The 15895-nt window shown below is 70.1% G+C and carries 15 protein-coding genes; 4 read left to right on the forward strand and 11 right to left on the reverse strand.

The features are described from left to right. Nucleotides 1–25: 25 nt before the first annotated feature. Nucleotides 26–1573 carry a DUF1501 domain-containing protein gene (locus D7W81_RS15780; RefSeq protein WP_120556200.1) on the reverse strand — a complete coding sequence of 516 codons (1548 nt, stop codon included), beginning with the start codon at nucleotides 1571–1573 and terminating at the stop codon, nucleotides 26–28. Nucleotides 1574–1577: 4 nt separating this feature from the next. Continuing rightward, entirely contained in the window at nucleotides 1578–3260 is a 1683-nt protein-coding gene (locus D7W81_RS15785) for a DUF1800 domain-containing protein (protein WP_120556201.1), read from the reverse strand. A 205-nt stretch (nucleotides 3261–3465) separates the two neighbouring features. On the opposite strand from D7W81_RS15785, the gene D7W81_RS15790 reads away from it, so the two are divergent. Then, entirely contained in the window at nucleotides 3466–4839 is a 1374-nt protein-coding gene (locus D7W81_RS15790) for a hypothetical protein (RefSeq protein ID WP_120556202.1), read from the forward strand. Nucleotides 4840–4876: 37 nt separating this feature from the next. Next, the gene (locus D7W81_RS15795) at nucleotides 4877–5497 is read left to right on the forward strand and encodes a hypothetical protein (RefSeq protein ID WP_120556203.1); all 621 of its coding nucleotides are present in this window, start codon (nucleotides 4877–4879) and stop codon (nucleotides 5495–5497) included. Here D7W81_RS15795 and D7W81_RS15800 read toward each other — a convergent pair. Next, nucleotides 5478–6074: a hypothetical protein gene (locus tag D7W81_RS15800; RefSeq protein ID WP_120556204.1), complete on the reverse strand. Its 597-nt coding sequence runs from the start codon at nucleotides 6072–6074 to the stop codon at nucleotides 5478–5480. The two genes, D7W81_RS15795 and D7W81_RS15800, sit on opposite strands and share 20 nt — an antisense overlap. A 61-nt stretch (nucleotides 6075–6135) precedes the next feature. Here D7W81_RS15800 and D7W81_RS15805 point away from each other — a divergent pair, with 61 nt between their 5' ends. Continuing rightward, nucleotides 6136–6870 (forward strand): hypothetical protein, encoded by a 735-nt coding sequence (locus D7W81_RS15805; RefSeq protein ID WP_120556205.1) that lies wholly within the window; start codon nucleotides 6136–6138, stop codon nucleotides 6868–6870. Between the two features lie 14 nt (nucleotides 6871–6884). Here D7W81_RS15805 and D7W81_RS15810 read toward each other — a convergent pair whose 3' ends face one another. From D7W81_RS15810 to D7W81_RS15835, 6 genes are all read right to left on the reverse strand, one after another. Continuing rightward, complete coding sequence (locus tag D7W81_RS15810) at nucleotides 6885–7085, reverse strand: hypothetical protein (protein WP_120556206.1); 201 nt, start codon at nucleotides 7083–7085, stop codon at nucleotides 6885–6887. Continuing rightward, nucleotides 7082–7942: a hypothetical protein gene (locus tag D7W81_RS15815; RefSeq protein WP_120556207.1), complete on the reverse strand. Its 861-nt coding sequence runs from the start codon at nucleotides 7940–7942 to the stop codon at nucleotides 7082–7084. Before D7W81_RS15815 ends, D7W81_RS15810 begins: the two co-directional genes overlap by 4 nt. Continuing rightward, entirely contained in the window at nucleotides 7939–9066 is a 1128-nt protein-coding gene (locus D7W81_RS15820; RefSeq protein ID WP_244227233.1) for a TadE/TadG family type IV pilus assembly protein, read from the reverse strand. The genes D7W81_RS15815 and D7W81_RS15820 overlap by 4 nt, the downstream gene beginning before the upstream one ends. Next, entirely contained in the window at nucleotides 9039–10676 is a 1638-nt protein-coding gene (locus D7W81_RS15825; RefSeq protein WP_120556209.1) for a pilus assembly protein, read from the reverse strand. Before D7W81_RS15825 ends, D7W81_RS15820 begins: the two co-directional genes overlap by 28 nt. 36 nt (nucleotides 10677–10712) lie before the next feature. Next, nucleotides 10713–11555, reverse strand: coding sequence for a TadE family protein (locus D7W81_RS15830; protein WP_120556210.1), 843 nt, complete (start codon nucleotides 11553–11555; stop codon nucleotides 10713–10715). Nucleotides 11556–11730: 175 nt separating this feature from the next. Next, nucleotides 11731–12354 carry a TetR/AcrR family transcriptional regulator gene (locus D7W81_RS15835; RefSeq protein WP_120556211.1) on the reverse strand — a complete coding sequence of 208 codons (624 nt, stop codon included), beginning with the start codon at nucleotides 12352–12354 and terminating at the stop codon, nucleotides 11731–11733. A gap of 105 nt (nucleotides 12355–12459) precedes the next feature. Between D7W81_RS15835 and D7W81_RS15840 the strand changes: the two genes are divergently transcribed. Beyond that, on the forward strand, nucleotides 12460–13422 hold the full coding sequence (locus tag D7W81_RS15840; protein WP_120556212.1) for an NAD-dependent epimerase/dehydratase family protein: 963 nt from the start codon (nucleotides 12460–12462) through the stop codon (nucleotides 13420–13422). Nucleotides 13423–13432: 10 nt separating this feature from the next. Here the strand turns inward: D7W81_RS15840 and D7W81_RS15845 are convergent, their stop codons facing one another. Together D7W81_RS15845 and D7W81_RS15850 are read right to left on the reverse strand one after the other, a co-directional pair. Further along, on the reverse strand, nucleotides 13433–15322 hold the full coding sequence (locus D7W81_RS15845; RefSeq protein WP_120556213.1) for a chloride channel protein: 1890 nt from the start codon (nucleotides 15320–15322) through the stop codon (nucleotides 13433–13435). After that, nucleotides 15309–15863, reverse strand: coding sequence for a MarR family winged helix-turn-helix transcriptional regulator (locus D7W81_RS15850; protein ID WP_120556214.1), 555 nt, complete (start codon nucleotides 15861–15863; stop codon nucleotides 15309–15311). Before D7W81_RS15850 ends, D7W81_RS15845 begins: the two co-directional genes overlap by 14 nt. Nucleotides 15864–15895: the final 32 nt, after the last annotated feature.

Genomic DNA, 15895 nt, shown 5'->3' on the forward strand with positions numbered 1-15895 from the left:
GCGGCCTTCTTCGTTCACACGGGCGTCAGTCCGCCTGCATGAAGTTGATCTTGTACTTGCGCGCCTGCGTCGGGAAGTTGCGCGCCACCGCGTCCGCCACGTAGCCGGCGAGGTTGGGGAACACGTAGTCGCGCTCGGCGACGCTGTTCAGCCCCAGCCACGAGGCCAGTGACCAGCCGTACTGCTCCACCGTCAGCGTGGGAATCCACCGGCCGCGTGAGTCGGTGCTGCCATCCAGCGAGCCCGACAGGTCGAAGCTGGGGAAGGTGCCGTAGAGCGCCTTGCCGGCGACGCGGTTGCCCAGCACCAGGGCGTGGCCGCCCCAGGCGTGGTCCGTGCCGCGGTCGCCGTTCTCCAGGAACGTGCGGTTGAAGTCGCTCATGGTGAAGACCGTGGCCTGCGGCGCGTTGGAGCCAAACGCCGGCTGGGTCTCCAGCAACGTCACCGCCTTCTGGAAGGCGTCCAGCGAGAAGTCCAGCTGCTCCAGCAGCTGCGGCTGGGACACGTCCTGGTTCTGGTGGGTGTCGAAGGAGCCGAAGCCCACGGAGAACACCTGGCGCTTGAGCCCCAGGCCTCCCTGGGTCGTGGGCATGGCGCCCGCCACCAGGTCGCGCACCACCTGGTAGAGCTGGGTGTGCAGCGTCCACCGCCCGTAGTCCGCCGGAGGGGCGGGGTGCACGAAGTAGCCGTCGAGGGTGTTCTGGACGGCCAGGGGAAGCGCCGCCCACGCGTCGTCCCTCGCCTTGGCGCGGGCCTTGGCGAAGGTCTGCGCCGTGCCGAACACGTCCCCCGCGGCGGCCTCGAGCACATTGCTGTCGTCCACCGTCATCACCCCCGCCAGGGCCTCCGCGTGGAGGTCGTCCAGGGGCGACGGCGGGGTGCTGAGGGTGCGGAAGGCGAGCACGCCGTTGGAGGCCACCATCATGGGCTTGCGGTCCACGCCCGTGCAGAAGAGCGCCTTGCCGCCAAACGACGTCACCTCCGGGTAGTCCGGCGGCGTGCTGGTGTTGAGCACGTGCAGCTTGTCCGCCGTGCGCCCGCCCCAGCCCGTCACCTTGATGTCGGAGCTGACGGGGGAGGAGCCCGGGTTGGCCAGCGCGTTGGACCAGGCGTCCTGCTGATCGCTGTGCGAGAAGAGGTTCTCCGGCACGGACGTGCCGCCCGCGGTGTAGTCCGCCTTGGTGAGCGGGTTCACCAGCGGCCCCACGTTGCACACGAACGCGGCGCGGCCCGCCTCGAAGTGCGCGCGCACCCGGGACAGCGACTGCGGGAGGGCAAAGGAGCCGGCGGCCATGCCCGTGGGGTTGATGAGATCCAGCTGGTCCGCCTTCAGCCCGATGTTGGGCCGCGCCGCGAGGTACTTCGCGTAGGCGTTGGACTCGCGGGGGATGAGGATGTTGTTGCTGTCATTGCCTCCCAGCAGGAAGACGCAGACGCCCACGCGGCTGCCGGAGTAGCCGGAGAGGGTGGCGGCGTGGGCGTTGCCCACCCAGCGGGGAAGGGAAGCAGCGGCGGCGAGGAAGCCCAGGCCGTGCGTGGCGTGCCGGAGGAACTGGCGACGGGAGGTGGTCATGGGTTCACCGCTGGATCTGGAAGGAAGGGGAGAGGAACATCAGGTAGAGCCCGAGCTTCTTCTTGCGGCTGACCGAGTCCGCCCGGCTGTCATTCATGGCCGTGAGCAGCCGCTGCTCCAGGTCCGTGGACATCGTCCCGTGCAGATAGAAGCGGTTCATCCACGCGACCAGGTCCGTGTTGACGTGGGGAAACTGGTTGTAGTCCACGAGGATGCCCGCGTTGGCGGTGCTGCCGGAGTTGAGGAACTCGTGGAGGAAGTTGGCGCGGGCCGTGACGGTCGCCGTGTCCAGGATGGCGAACTCCGGGCCCACCAGTCCGTCCGCCCCCGGCAGCGGCGCGTTGGGCGGGTAGTAGTTGAAGACGGACGGCGAGCGCGGCACCCACTGGTTCATGGTCTTGCTCCAGTTGCTGAGCTTCAGACCGGGGTCCTTGGTCGTGATGTCCAGCTCGGCGTTCAGCCAGCGCACCACGTTGGTGATGAACAGCACGGGCGAGCGCAGGTGGCCGTAGCCCTCGCGCAGCGCCACGGGCGGCTGGGCGCCTCGCGCCTCCGCGTCCACCAGGATGGCGCGCACCACCGCCTCCAGGTTGCCGCGCGTGCCCGTGCCGTCGTTGCGGAAGACGTTGGCCACGCGCCGGACGTAGGCGGCGGACGGGTTGCTCGTCACCAGGTGCTGGATGAGCTGCCGGCTGATGAAGGGCGGGACGTTGGGGTCGTTGAAGACGTTGTTCAGCGCCTGCGTCAGGTGCTGGGTGATGGTGCCGCCGGCCGTGGTGGACACGCCCCGCAGCAGCTCCTGGGAGCTGGTGTCGTGGTTGACGTTGCAGGGCATCAGCGGGTTCTTGTAGTCGGGCGTGTTGATGGCGGCGCCCTTGGCCGGACACGCGGTGGCGTTCCAGGTCCACCCGGACAGCGCGCGGGCGAACGCCTTCACGTTCTCCTCGGTGTACGCGCGCTGCGGGTGTCCCTCCACGTCCAGCAGCAGCGTGCCGTCGTTGTTCAGCTTGTACGTGCCCAGCGTGAAGAGCTGGAGCATCTCCCGCGCGTAGTTCTCGTTCGGGTCAATGGGGTCGCCCTTCGAGTCGAAGGCCCGGTTGTTGACCATGTCCAGGTAGCGGCCCATGGCGGGGTTCTTCGTCACCTCCTCCATCAACGTGCGGAAGTTGCCGAAGGCGTGCTGCGACAGCAGGTTCATGTAGCCGGCCAGCGCCACCGGAGCGTCGGGATAGGCCGTCTTCGTCGACTCCGGGATGCCGTTCTGGGAGACGACGAGGATCTGCCCGAGCGCGAACGCCACGCGCTGCCGCAGCTGGTCCTGGCCCAGCACCGCGCGTTGGAAGAACTGCGAGCCCAGGTCCTGCGCGATTTCTCCGTCGTACGGCGCGGAGGCCGGCAGCGCGAACTGATCCGTGAGCGACTGGTTGATGCCCACGGCCATCACGCGCTCGGCGGTGCCCATGGGCGCGGGCGAGATGCCGCCCGAAGTCTTCGGGCCGAACGAGGACTGCTCCAGGAAGCGGATGCTGTTCGGCTCGCTGGGTGTGTCCAGGGTGTCCGCGGCCTGTTCGGCCCGGCCCAGGACTTCTTGCTGCTCGGGGGGAGGGGACTCTGTAGCGGAAGGCCCGTCGGCCTGCGTGCAGGACGTAGCGCACAGGACGAGGGCCAGGGCGGTGCGACGAAGCATCCGGTACCTCCTGGTGACTGCGGGGGTGATCGGCCCCGGAACGCCGGAGCCGCGACGTCGCAAAAGATTCTAGGAGATAGGTAAATTCATTTAAAGCGGCTTTTTCTGGTAGTGCGGGAACCATGCGATGCCGGAGGTTTCTTCGTGCCCGGACGCGAGACCCGGTCCGTATGCATGACGACCCCGTCTCTCCACCGAGCCCGTGATGCCCCCCGTCCCACGCTGGTCCTGGTTCTCCGCGCTGCTCATGGGGGCCCTCTGCGCCTGTGGCGCGCCAGCCCCGTCCGGGGACACGCCTGCCCTGTCCGCGCGGCTCCAGGCGGCGCGCGAGGCCATCCTGGCGGACACGTGCTTCCGGGAACGGCCGGACGGCGCCGGGTGTGAGTGGGGGGAGTTCGCCTACGACCCTGGCGCGTTCACGATGCGCCATGACAGCGGCGAGGCCATCCTCGTCATCGACGACTTCCCCTCGCTGCCGCCCCGGGCCCTGCGCTACCAGAACCGCCTCCGGGGGTACTTCCGGGTGGACGGGCAGGGACGGTTGGCACCGGTGCCCTTCTCCTGGCGGCTCCCCGCCACGCTCCTGCGGACGCTCCAGTCATTCGCGACGCCGGACTTCGTTCCCGCCGAGCACCTGCGCACCCTGGCGGTGCCGCTCCGGGAGACGTACCCCGTCCAGGCCGCGCAGAGCGCGGGCCACGGCAGCTTCGTGTTCTCGTTGCTGGTGGAGACGAACCCGCACCAGCCGCTGGTCCTGCTGGACACGTTGAGCTTCACCGCCTTCGCCCCGGAGGAGTTCTGCGACGGCTCCGGGACGCCCGAGTCCCTGGAGCGCCTGCGCGCGAAGGCCTCGGTCGTCGCGGAGGAACTGCGGGGCCTGATGGCGGCGCAGGGGGTGCGCTACGTCAACCTGAGCTCGGGCGTGACGCTGGACTCGGTGCGCCAGGATTGGTCCGCGTCCTGCCAGGGCCCGCTGCCCGGCGACGGCGTGCTGCGTGGGAAGCTGGGGGCCTATGCGCCCATCTACGCGGCGCTCTTCCACACGCCGGGCGTCTTCACGGCCCAGTCCGCCATCGACGCGGCGGATCCGGAGGACAACCCCTTCGACTTCGCGTCGGAGGCCTTTCCCAACCGGCTGCGGGTGGGCTTCTTCACGGTGCTCGAGTCCGGGCTGGACGCGGAGGGGCGGGGCGCGCACGAGGGCCTGGGCGGATGGCCGGGCCGGGCCAACGTGGACCTGTATGTGAATACGGGCGTGCTGCCCCAGCGGCCCTTCGAATACAACCGGACGCCGCTGCTCCAGGTGGATGCCTTCGGGATGGACCTCCTGCCCATCACCCGGGCCACGACGTCCTGGGTCGCGCCCCTGGCCCTCTCCCGGTTCATCCACGCGCGGTCCGCGCACTTCGCGGGCCAGGAGATGTCCGACGCGCTGATCCGCCAGGTGCTGGGACGGATGCTGCCGCCGCGCTGCGAAGACCTCCCCGGGGGTGTCTGCCTCTACCAGGACCCGCTGCTGCACGGGCAGACGGAAGGAGTCCGGCTCGGCTACCGCCCCCGCGAGTACACCGCGCCCTGAGCGCTCCCCGCGGGACGCGATGGTGTAGGAAGGCCTCGTGACGCCTCCGAGCCTTCCCACGCGCCCCGTCGCCACGGCCGCCTTCCAGGGCGTGACGCTGCTCTTCTTCGCGGGCTGCGCCGCGTGGCTCGTGCGCGAGTCGCGCGAGCTGGGCGGTCGTCCCGGGATGATGGCGCTGGGCGTGGCGGTGGCCTCGGGCGGGCTGGCGCTCGTGGCGCTGGGGGCGCTCGTGGGGCTCTTGCGCGGCGGGCGGCTTCTGGCGCTTCGCTCGCGCGCGGAGATGGGCACCTACGCGCTGGTGCTCGCGACCATGGCCGTGCTGGCGCTGGTGGGCCTGCGGCTGTTCTCCACGGAGGGCCGGCCCGCGCTCGCCACGTTCTGCCTGGGCGTCGCCGCGTGGCTCGCGGGGGTGGGCCTGCACGCGGTGCCCGCGCTGTTCCTGGGCCCCACGGGCTTCATTGATTCGCTGGGACGGCGCACGCCGTTCTCCCGGCTGGAGTGGTTCTCGTTCCAGCGGGAGCAGGGGGACCTGCCCCGCGTGCGCCTCCAGGCGGGCCACGGGACGCGGCTGCTGCTGGCCGCGCGGCTCGCCAGCGAGGACGAGGACGCGGTGCGGACCGCGCTCGTCGGCGCGGGACTCAGCGCCCGGCGGCGGTAGCGTCCTTCCACGGGTCCCCGCCCACGCCGAAGGACTCCAGCTGGAAGGACTGGGTCCCGGAGACGCGCACCAGGCCCAGCACCGGAACGGCCGGGGACCACTGCGCGGTGATGCCTCCCGCGTACGAGTACTCCGTCACTTTCAGCTTCTTGCCAGCGACCGTCTCCGTGCCTTCGCGCAGGACGTGGGGCTGGCGGTCGGCGCCCGGCCGGTTGAAGGGCGCGGGCGTGTCCGACGGCGGCCGGCCCGGCACCCGCAGGCGCATGAGCAGCACGCTCTTCGCGCTGAAGCGCTCGCCCTCCACCAGGAAGTCGAAGCCCAGGCGGCCGGTGGCGGGCACGTCGAGCTCCAGCACCACCCACCGGCCCCGCTTGCCTTCATGGCGCCCGGAGCCGCCCAGCTTGATGACGAACTGAGTGGGCCCGTCCGGTGACGTGTTCACGTAGCGCGCCCAGCCGCCTTCGCGAACGACGAGCGGCAGCCCGAACAACGCATCCGGTGCGCTGCCCTGCGCCCGGGCGGGCAGGGCGGCCAGCCCCGCGAACAACACCGCGAGCAACACCAGACTCCGTCCCATGTGTCCTCCCCGTGCCTTGGACTTGTCCGGCGCGGAGCCCCGGTCCCATAGTGGTGTTCCCATGCGCCGCCTCCTGTGTCCCGTGTGCACCGTCGTGCTGCTCGCCGCCACGCCCGCCACGTCCGCCGCGCCCGACGCGGGCACTGCTCCCGCCACACCGGTGGCCGCCCTCGACGCCGGCACGCCGGCCCCGGCGGATCCGCCCATCGCCCCGGAGCGCCTCGCGGAGGCGCGCGCCCTGGTGCCGCCCCCGCTGCTCTACGGCCAGCTCCAGCCCGTCGTGGGCACCTGGGTGGAATACACCTTCCAGTCGAAGCAGGGCACCTTCCCCGTGCGCGCCGCCGTGGTGGGCGAGACGCCGCGCGAGCGCGACACGCTCTATCAGGTGGAGCTGGACTACCAGACGACACCCCGCACCCTCATCGTCATCTGGGTGTCCCGCGCCGGCACCGCCCGCGCCCTGGTGGAGCGGCTGGCCATCTCCCTGCCGCCCAACGCCCCCGTCTCCATCCCCGTGGACCTCCTCGCGGACCACGCCGCGCTCCGGGGCACGCCCGTCCGCGAGCGCGACACCGACGTGCGCCCCGGCCCCTTCGCCGGCAAGGGCCGCGAACAGACCTTCCGGCTGGAGTCCGGCCAGCAGGTGACGGTGGTGACGGCGGCCCGGGTGCCCGTCTTCGGCGTGGAGTCCCTGCGCGACGCGGAGTCCACCTGGACGGCGCGGAAGGCCGGCACCGGGGCCCGGCCCTCGCTGGACGCCGTGCCGCTGTCGCTGCCGCGGCTGCCCGTGCCCTGAGCCTCCGGGTCCCTTCAGCCGAACGGGTAGCCCAGCACGCAGTAGAAGCCGCGGATGTAGATGGTGAGCGCCGCGAACATGTCCGGCGCGAACTGGGTGATGGCGAGCACGCCGCTCATGAGCGCCATCAGCAGGATGGTGAACTCCGCCATGGCCTGCCCCCGCGAGCGCGGACGCCGCAGCCACCCGTAGCCACGCGACAACCAGCCGTTCATCGATTCGACTCCTGGGGAGGGGGAGGGGAAGCACGCTCGACGACGAACGTGATCAGCGATTCCGGAGGGCCGTCCTTGTCGAGCGGCGCCAGCGACAGCGACACCCGCTCGCCGGAGCGCTCGAAGTCGAGCATCTCCACGCCCTTCGAGAGGCGCTGGCTCGAGGGCTTGTAGCCTCGCGACGGCATCTGCGCCTGGTAGAACTCCGCGAGCATCCGCGGCGTGCCATGCGCCACCTGGGTGAGCGTGGTGCTGCCCGCATTGCGTCCGGTGCCCTGCTCGTCCACTCGCAGCACCGTCACCGCGCCCGGGGGCTGCGGCAGCGACGCGGGCGCCGTGCCCTGCAGGTGGATGCCCTCGGGCGCCTCCACCAGCGAGGGGAACACGAGCGTGCGCGTCGTGGCGCCGCCCACCCGGATGGTGGTGACGGACACCATCGCGCCCAGCCGCTCGTCGTAGTAGTTCACCGCGCCGCCGCCCGCGCCGTCGTCCTGCGTGACGATGTTGCGGCCCCGTAGGCGGAACTCCCGCGCGTAGAACTCCAGCACCTCGCCGGGCGGGTGGTCCGTCTCGAAGTAGCCCAGCTCCATGGGGCTGCCGTTGGCCTCCAGCCGGCCCATGGGGATGACCACGGCGCCGGGAAACGGCGGGAACACGCGCCGCACCCGGCTTCCGGCGGGCTCCGGAAGCGGTGGTGCCGGAGGCAACGCCACCTGGGGGCCGGACGGCGCCGCGCGGGGCTCGGCCGGTGCGGGCGGCGGGTCCTTCAACACCACGGCGGTGGCCACGAGCGCAAGCAGCCCCCCCAGGCCCAGCCAGCGCGTGAACGTGCCCGTGCGGTCCGTCAGGCCACTCATAGGCGGCGGCAGGCCTCATCGCCGTAGGTGAAGTACTCCTGCGGCAACAGCTCCTTCGTGTAGACCGACTCCGGAGCTTGCGAGAAGTTGGCGCCCTGGAAGAAGTCCCCGCGGCAGTTGTAGGACCGCATGGGCCAGTTGTCGTCACGGCCTCCGTTGCTGTCGGTCCCGCGCTTCAGCTTGATGGCGCCAGGCTCGCAGCTGTCGAAGCAGAAGCTCGTGTCGTTGCGCCAGTACGCGGCCTGGAGCACGCCGCCCGGCACCGTGCGCGTCGGGCGGCCCGCCGCGCTGAAGTAGCCCGGATCCGGCACCGGGCGCATGAGCACGGACTCGCGGACGTAGTCCTCGGAGAAGGGGAAGTCGAGCCCCAGCACGGACAGCACCGCTTCAATGGACGACAGCGCCCCGCCACCACCGCTCGCCACGCCCGCGTAGACAATCTTGCTCACGCGGTCGTGCGTGAGCTGCTGCACCCGCTCATAGGTCTGGGAGGGATTGTCGCCCTGCTCCCAGGCCCGCCACGTGTCGTGATAGAGGTAGAAGTGCTCCTCGAAGTTCAGGTCCAGCTCATTTCCGTCGGGGCCCGTCTTGTAGAGGGCAATCTCCTTCGGGATGATCCGGTTGACCATGCGGACCTGCACGTCCGCCTGGACCGCGCCCTGGCTGGGGTCGAACCCCATGTCCCGCGCTAGCTGCTCCGGGGTGCTGCCCAGCGCGCCGATGGCCGCGCCCGCCAGGCCGCCCACGCCCGCCTGCGCCCCCATCTTCGACATCGTCACGTTCTCGAGCGGCGCGTCCGCGTTCCGGGCCTGGACCTGGATGGTGATGCCGTTCTGGAAGGCCGTGCCCAGCGTGCCCGTCTTGGTGGAGCCGTCCAGGTCCTCGTATCGCTGGCGCGCCTCGCTGACGATGCCGGAGAGGTCCTGGCGCACCGTGCGCTCGAAGGCCACGAAGCGCGCCATCTCCGCCATCTTGATGCGCGCGCGCTGCACCTCCCAGAAGTAGTTCGCCCAGAGGACCAGCACGATGAGGAGCGGCGCCAGCAGCGCCAGCTCCACCGTCGCCGTTCCCCGCGATGCCCGCCGGCCCGGACGCATCAGTAGTTGATGCCGTTGAGCAGCCATTCGCTGTCCTCCCATGCGGGCACCATCCACTTGAGGTGCGCCTCGTCCCAGTGCGTCCGGACGGGCGCCAGGCGCGCGGTCCAGAGCGGGTTGAAGAAGTTGGGCTCTTCCTTCCACTCGCGGGGGCGGTGATAGATGGCGCGGCCCACCGCCATGGCCATCATCCCCCCCGTGCGGTTGCGGAAGCTCTTCGCGTACTCGTCCTGCTTGCCGCCCACGTACTTCCAGGTCATGTCCAGGTAGGACTCGCGGATCCCTTCCGGTGTGTCGTTGTAGTCGCGCTCGCCGACACTGCTGCGTTCCATGAACGCATTGCGCGACAGGTTCTCCAGCTCGAAGACAGGCCGCTCCTCCTTGGTCTGTCCTTCGGTGCGGACCGCGCCCATGTCCTTGCCCAGCACGATGAGGTTGCACGGGTAGCCGAAGTGGTTCTGCCGGGGGTTGATGAAGCTGGTGTCGGAGGTGATGAAGGGCGTGATGCCCAGCCACGAGTGGTGGTCATCCGTCTTGTTGGCGCCGTATTCCTGGTGGAAGCCGCCCCGGTTGTCCGCCGCCGCGCGGAAGCGCAGCCGGAAGACGTCGCTCCAGCCGAAGAGGAAGCAGGTGGGGCGCACCTCGATGCGGATGTCGTCCGACGCGAAGAGCTGATCCTTGCGGTTGTTCTCGAAGCCCTCGTCGAAGCTCTTGATCTGGCTGTCCGCCGTCTTGCGGATGCGCAGCTGGCCGATGACGACGCACAGATTGAACTCCCAGCGCCGGCCGATGAGGATGGGCCCCTCGCCCTCCGCGGTCCACCTGCGGCGCACGCCATTGGCCAGGTTGCCCATCAGCAGGCGGTACTTGGCCATGTTCGGGTCCGACAGCTTGTTGCCCTGCACCAGCTTCGCGCGCGTGAGCATGCCGGTGGGGTCCACGCCCATGGTGGGACTGCTGCTGAAGGGGCCGTCATCCAGGACGTGGAGGAAGTTCTTGGCGTTGGAGTAGTTGATGTCACCCGTGTTGCTGAACAGGGAGGAGACGGAGGTGTCGGTGAAGGACTTCCCCGAGTCCATGTCCTCGGTGACCTCCGCCCTCGGGTCGGTGCCCTTGATGACGTCCCCGTGTCCATTCGAGGTGTAGAGGTCGAAGAGGGTGCCCGTGAGCATGGCCTCCTGCGCCAGCCAGAGCGCGATGTTGAGCGCTGTCAGCACGGGGATGAGCAGTCGTGAGACCGTCTCCACCGTGACCTTCCAGGCTTTTATCGCCGCGGACACGGCCGCGAAGACGGCCCCGATGCCGGGGATGTATTGCAGGTACTTGGCCGCCACGCCGATGGTGCGGTCCAGGTACACCGCGTGGCTCACGTAGGACATCACCGTGAGCATCGCGGAGTAGTGCACGATCATCGCGCGGTTGGTGTACGCGAGGAAGTTGTAGGCCCGCGCCTCCTTCACCGCCAGCGAGTACGCCTGCGCGTCCGCGGCGTCCTGCAGCTTGATCTTCTCGTACACGCCGTGGCCGATGCCCACCGACGTCATGATGGTGACGGCCAGCACCAGCATGACCACCACCCCAAGCACCATGGCCTGCCCGCGCTCGTCGCGCCGCAGTCTTCGCAGGATCCGAAACATCCGAGGGGGTCCTTCTGGCGAGCGCCGGGGGAGACGCTAGCCGTCCACGGCACAGCCCTTGGGGCCGTGCGTGTCGTTGTTGAGGAGGTTGGACTGCATGCGCATCGAATAGGTGGCGATGACGGGGATGGCGAAGACGTTACCGCTGGCGAGGTCGCGGATCTTCTGGTGATCGTCGTCCTGGCTGGCGCCCTGGTCCTCCAGGTGCTGCGTGAGGCTGCCGCCGTTCACCTTCTGGGTGGTGAAGTTCGGGCCCCGCATGGCCAGGCCGTTGAGTGCTTCGCGGCCCATGTAGAAGGCGTGCAGCTGCCAGTTCGCGAACGGGATGCGCATTTCATAGAAGTACGTCACGCGCACCGTGAGGAGGTTGGCCTCGATGACCTGCGCGTCGCGCACGTCGTCGTAGTCCAGCTCCCGGCCACCCATGTGCGACCCGTAGGTGGAGAAGAGGCCGGCCAGCTGGCTGCGCTTGGGGTTGAGGACCTCCACGCGCAAGCGCTCCAGGTCCACTCCGGAGTAGCGCTGGTTCACCGCCGCCTGGTTCCCGACCGTGTACGCGTCGTGGACCTTCGCGACCCTGATCAGCGTGTCCACGCGGCCTCCGATCTTGTTTCCGTCGATGTCGCCGGCCTTGGGAGGGCCCAGGGTGGGCAGCACCGCCGCGAAGGCGGCCTTCTCCATGATCTCGCAGTCGGCGTGGTTGACGATGCCCGCGCGCGCCGCCCGGTACGCGGCGTACTCCGTCATCAGCCGCGCGTGGTGCAGCATCCCCAGCTGGAGGATGCCCAGGATGAGGAACACCATCACCGGGATGACCAGCGCGGATTCCACCAGCGCCTGGCCCGACTCACCGGGATGGGTTGAAGGGGACCTTTTCATGGGACGTCCAATCTTCACATGGCGTGTTACCAGGATGCCAGTCGCCGACCGCCCGGTAGCACGCCAACCTGCCTGATGAAAGCGGCGCCATCCAATACCAGACGCAGAAAGACGGTATCGGGCGCCTGGACGCGCTCGCGCGAAGGCGGGGCCACCCTCCGGGTGGGGGTGAAAGTTACCGCGAGCGGCGCGAGGACTTCGGACCGTGCACCAGCGTGGCCACCAGGGTCTCCGCCAGTGCCTGCGCCGGAGCGCCCTGGAAGCCGGCGCAGGTGAGCTTGAGGCTGATGATGCCGTGCAGCCCCGCCCAGAAGACCTCCGCCAACTGCTCCGAGGGCGTCGCGTCCAGCGCCCGGCCTGCCGCCTTCAGGTCCTCGAAGGCCCGCACCAGCAGCGCGAAGGACTTCGGCCCCGCGCCCTCGTGCTTGTCCTGGAAGAGCGCCGCGGACAGCTTCGGGTCCTCCATGAAGACGAGCCGGTACGTCTCCGGGTGCTCCAGACCGAAGGCGACGTAGGCCTCCGCCAGGCGTGAAAGCCGTTGCACGGGGTCCTTCACGTCGGCCGCGGGCTCCAGCATTGCAAGCAATTCCTGAAACCCACGCACGCACAGCTCGCGCGCGATGGCGTCGCGGTTCTCGAAGTGGAGGTAGAGCGTCGCGGGCGCGTATTCCACCGCGTCCGCCAGCTTGCGCATGGAGAGGGCGCCAAAGCCTTCCTTCATCACCATGTCGCGCGCCACCTGGACGATGTGCTCCCGCAGCTCCGCCCGCTGACGCTCCTTGCGCTCCGTGATGCCCATGTCACGAAGTTAGGCCTTGACGGAACGAACAGCCACCAATAAATGAACGGCGTTCACCGAACGGTGTTCAGTAGAAAACCAGACGTTCATTCCCGGGAGGACGACATGGAGACGGTGGCGTTGTTCGGCGCTTCGGGCGTCATTGGTCAGGTTGTCGCACGCGCGCTCCAGGCTCAGGGCCGGCCGTACCGGGTGGTGGGGCGCTCGGAGGGGAGCCTGCGGAGGGAGTTCGGCGCGGATCCGCGGGCGGAGGTGGTGACGTGGAATCCGGAGGACCCCGCGTCCATCCGGGCCGCGGCGCGGGGCGTCCGGACGATCATCTACATGGTGGGGGTGAACTACTGGCAGTTCCACCTGCACCCGGAGTTGATGCGCCGCACGCTGGACGCGGCCATCGCGGAGGGCGTGGAGCGGGTGGTGCTCATCGGCACGGTGTATCCGTATGGGATGCCGCGCACCGCGACAGTGTCGGAGTCCCATCCGCGCGAGCCGAGCTCCTTCAAGGGCCGCATGCGCAAGGCCCAGGAGGACATGCTGCTGGAGGCGGACGCGGCGGGCGCCATCAAGGGCACCATCCTGCGGCTGCCGGACTTCTACGGGCCCGGCGTGGAGCGCAGCTTCCTGTACCGTGCCTTCGTCGCCGCGAACCAGGGCAAGCGCGCGCCGCTCATCGGGCCGCTGGACACGCCGCACGAGTTCGTCTTCGTGAACGACGTGGGCCCCGTCGTCACCGCGCTGATGGACGAGCCCCGCGCGTACGGCCGCTTCTGGAACCTGGCGGGCGTGGGGGCCACCACGCAGCGCCAGATGGTGAACGAGATCTACGCGCAGGCGGGCCACACCCCGAAGACGATGACGATGGGGAAGGGGATGGTGCGGCTGGCCGGCCTCTTCGACCCGTTCATGAGGGAGCTGGTGGAGATGTACTACCTGCTCACGAACCCCGTGCTGATGGACGACTCCGCGCTGCGCGGGCTGCTGGGCACGGTGCACAAGACGCCCTACGCGGAGGGCGTCCGTCAGACGCTCGCGGCCCTGCGCCAGGCTCAGGCCGCCACGAAGGCCTGAGCCGGCGCGCTCAGGCGGGCCGTGGGGATGGAGGCCGCGCGGTGCCCAGGCCGCGCTCCCGCGTGCGGGCGTTCGCCAGGCGCTGCCGGTGCCCCGAGAGCAGATCGCTTCGGGTGAGGATTCCCACGACGAGCTCCGGCCGGGCGCGGGAGACGACGGGCAGGCGGCCCACGCCCTCGTCCATCATCAGGTCCGCCGCTTCGCGCAGCGAGTTGTCGTCAAAGACCACCGCGGGCGGACGCTTCACCACGTCCCGCATCCGCCGGCCGGCGCTGTCGTGACCATCCAGCAGGTCCCTGCGCGTGACGACGCCCACGAGCGCGCCTTCCCGGGAGACGACGGGGAAGCCCTGGTGGCGGGCGCCCGCGGTGTCCGACGTGAGCCACGTGCGCACCTCTTCCAGGGGCGCGTCCGCCTGCAACGTCACCACGGGCTTGAGGCCATGTTCGCGCACGAGCGCCGTGCCCAGCGCGTCCGCGCCCAGCTCCGTGGGGATGCGGGCGCCCCGGCGGGCCAGCTTCTCCGTCATGATGGAGTGCCGCATGAGCAGCGCGGACACCAGGTAGGACGCCGCGCAGCCGGCGAGCAGCGGCAACAGGCCCAGCGGCTGCCGCGTGGTCTCGAAGGCGAACACCACGGAGGCCAGCAGCGCGCGTGACGCCCCGGCGAAGAGCGCGGCCATGCCCACCAGCGCCGCGACGCGCACGTCCACACCCAGGCTGGGGAACAGCTGCGTGGCCAGCAGTCCCAGGCCGGAGCCCAGGCCGCCGCCCAGCGTGAAGAGGGGCGCCAGCGTTCCGCCGGACGTCCCGCTCCCCAGCGCGACGGACCAGGAGATGAACTTGAGCGCGCAGAAGACGAGCATCGCCGTCCCCACGAAGCGGCCGGACAGGATGTCCTCGATGTTGGTGTAGCCCACGCCCAGCGTGCGCGGAGACAGCCAGCCCACCACGCCCACCACGATGCCGCCCAGCGCGGGCCACCACATCCAGTGGATGGGCAGCTTCTCGAACGCGTCCTCCAGCCAGTACACCGCGCGCGTGCACAGCACGGAGGCGGCTCCAATGATGAGGCCCAGGACGCCGTAGAACGCGAGCGCCGAACCCGAAGGCGTGGTCAGGTCCGGGATGGCGAACGCGGGCTCGCCGCCCACGAAGGCGATGCGCACGGCGGTGGCGGTGGCGGTGGCCAGGGCCACGGGGATGACGGAGCGGGGCTTGAACTCGAAGAGCAGCAGCTCCACCGCGAGCAGCACGGCGGATACCGGCGCGCCGAACGTGGCGGCCATGCCCGCGGCGGCGCCCGCGGCGAGCAGCGCCTTGCGCTCGTCCGCCGTGACGTGGAGCCCCTGACCCAGCAGCGAGCCCAGCGCGCCACCCGTGGCGATGATGGGCCCCTCCGCGCCGAACGGGCCGCCCGTGCCGATGGCGATCGCCGACGACAGCGGCTTGAGCAGCGTCATCCGGGGCGGGATGCGGCTCTGGTTGAACAGCACCTGCTCCATGGCCTCCGGGATGCCGTGGCCCCGGATGGCCCGCGAGCCGTAGCGCGCCATCAGCCCCACGATGATGGCGCCCGCCACCGGCACGAGCACCACCCAGCCGCCCAGCGCATGGTCCCCGGGAGACACCGGCTGCACGGACAGCCGTCCGAAGAAGGCCAGGTTCGTGACGAAGTGGATGAGCGCGCCCAGCCCCTGCGCCACCAGGCCCGCGACGACCGCGAGCCCCACTGCCAGGACGCTGATGAACACGGTCCGCGAGTCCACCGCCACGGAGACGGCGGGGGTGCGCAGGCTGGCGAGCGCGGGGCCCATGGACGGGGCCACGGGGAGGCTGTCCCGCGCCTCCGGCCCCTCGCCCAGGCCCTCCTCGATGCGTTCCACGTCAGGTTTCTTCATCGGTGTGCTCCTGTGTCTTGCGGCGCCGCGACGGGCGCGAGGTTTCGTCCTCGAAGAAGAGCGGGGCTTCGTCCCCGTCGAGCCCCAGCGCGCGCACCCAGGCATCCAGCCCCTGGACCAGTCCCGCGCGCACGTCAGGCTCCAGGCCGCGCAGCCCGGAGATGAGCCGGGCCTGGGCCATGGGCGGCGCCTTGCGCACCAGCGTGCGGCCCTTCGCTTCCAGGGCCACCTCCACGCGGCGGCCGTCCTCGTCCGAGCGGCGGCGGCTCACCAGCCCCTGTTCAATCAGCTTCGTCACGACGACGGACACGCTGCTCTGGTGCGTGAGCGTCCGCTCCGCGAGCGTGTTGATGGAGCAGGGCCCGGACTCCGCCAGCTCCTGGAGGATGAAGAGCTGCGCGCCGCTGATGCCCACCAGCCGTTCAGAGGCACGAGCGGAGACCCGCAGCAGTCGCACCAGCCGGCGCACGCCGTCCATCGCCGCGCGCACCTCGCCGGGAACGTCCGCGGGCGGCGGCTTCCGATTTGAATGGGAGCCCATATATCTGCCCGCAACCTACGGGGCAGGGGGGG

The sequence above is a fragment of the Corallococcus aberystwythensis genome (genome assembly GCF_003612165.1).
Lineage (GTDB): Bacteria > Myxococcota > Myxococcia > Myxococcales > Myxococcaceae > Corallococcus > Corallococcus aberystwythensis.

What these genes read in the sequence shown, in the direction of transcription:
- D7W81_RS15785 (WP_120556201.1), bottom strand. Translation starts at nt 3,260, where the DNA reads ATGCTTCGTCGCACCGCCCTGGCCCTCGTCCTGTGCGCTACGTCCTGC.
- D7W81_RS15805 (WP_120556205.1), top strand. Translation starts at nt 6,136, where the DNA reads ATGCGCCGCCTCCTGTGTCCCGTGTGCACCGTCGTGCTGCTCGCCGCC.
- D7W81_RS15800 (WP_120556204.1), bottom strand. Translation starts at nt 6,074, where the DNA reads ATGGGACGGAGTCTGGTGTTGCTCGCGGTGTTGTTCGCGGGGCTGGCC.
- D7W81_RS15830 (WP_120556210.1), bottom strand. Translation starts at nt 11,555, where the DNA reads ATGAAAAGGTCCCCTTCAACCCATCCCGGTGAGTCGGGCCAGGCGCTG.
- D7W81_RS15810 (WP_120556206.1), bottom strand. Translation starts at nt 7,085, where the DNA reads ATGAACGGCTGGTTGTCGCGTGGCTACGGGTGGCTGCGGCGTCCGCGC.
- D7W81_RS15835 (WP_120556211.1), bottom strand. Translation starts at nt 12,354, where the DNA reads ATGGGCATCACGGAGCGCAAGGAGCGTCAGCGGGCGGAGCTGCGGGAG.
- D7W81_RS15815 (WP_120556207.1), bottom strand. Translation starts at nt 7,942, where the DNA reads ATGAGTGGCCTGACGGACCGCACGGGCACGTTCACGCGCTGGCTGGGC.
- D7W81_RS15850 (WP_120556214.1), bottom strand. Translation starts at nt 15,863, where the DNA reads ATGGGCTCCCATTCAAATCGGAAGCCGCCGCCCGCGGACGTTCCCGGC.
- D7W81_RS15790 (WP_120556202.1), top strand. Translation starts at nt 3,466, where the DNA reads ATGCCCCCCGTCCCACGCTGGTCCTGGTTCTCCGCGCTGCTCATGGGG.
- D7W81_RS15820 (WP_244227233.1), bottom strand. Translation starts at nt 9,066, where the DNA reads ATGGCTGCTCAACGGCATCAACTACTGATGCGTCCGGGCCGGCGGGCA.
- D7W81_RS15780 (WP_120556200.1), bottom strand. Translation starts at nt 1,573, where the DNA reads ATGACCACCTCCCGTCGCCAGTTCCTCCGGCACGCCACGCACGGCCTG.
- D7W81_RS15825 (WP_120556209.1), bottom strand. Translation starts at nt 10,676, where the DNA reads ATGTTTCGGATCCTGCGAAGACTGCGGCGCGACGAGCGCGGGCAGGCC.
- D7W81_RS15840 (WP_120556212.1), top strand. Translation starts at nt 12,460, where the DNA reads ATGGAGACGGTGGCGTTGTTCGGCGCTTCGGGCGTCATTGGTCAGGTT.
- D7W81_RS15845 (WP_120556213.1), bottom strand. Translation starts at nt 15,322, where the DNA reads ATGAAGAAACCTGACGTGGAACGCATCGAGGAGGGCCTGGGCGAGGGG.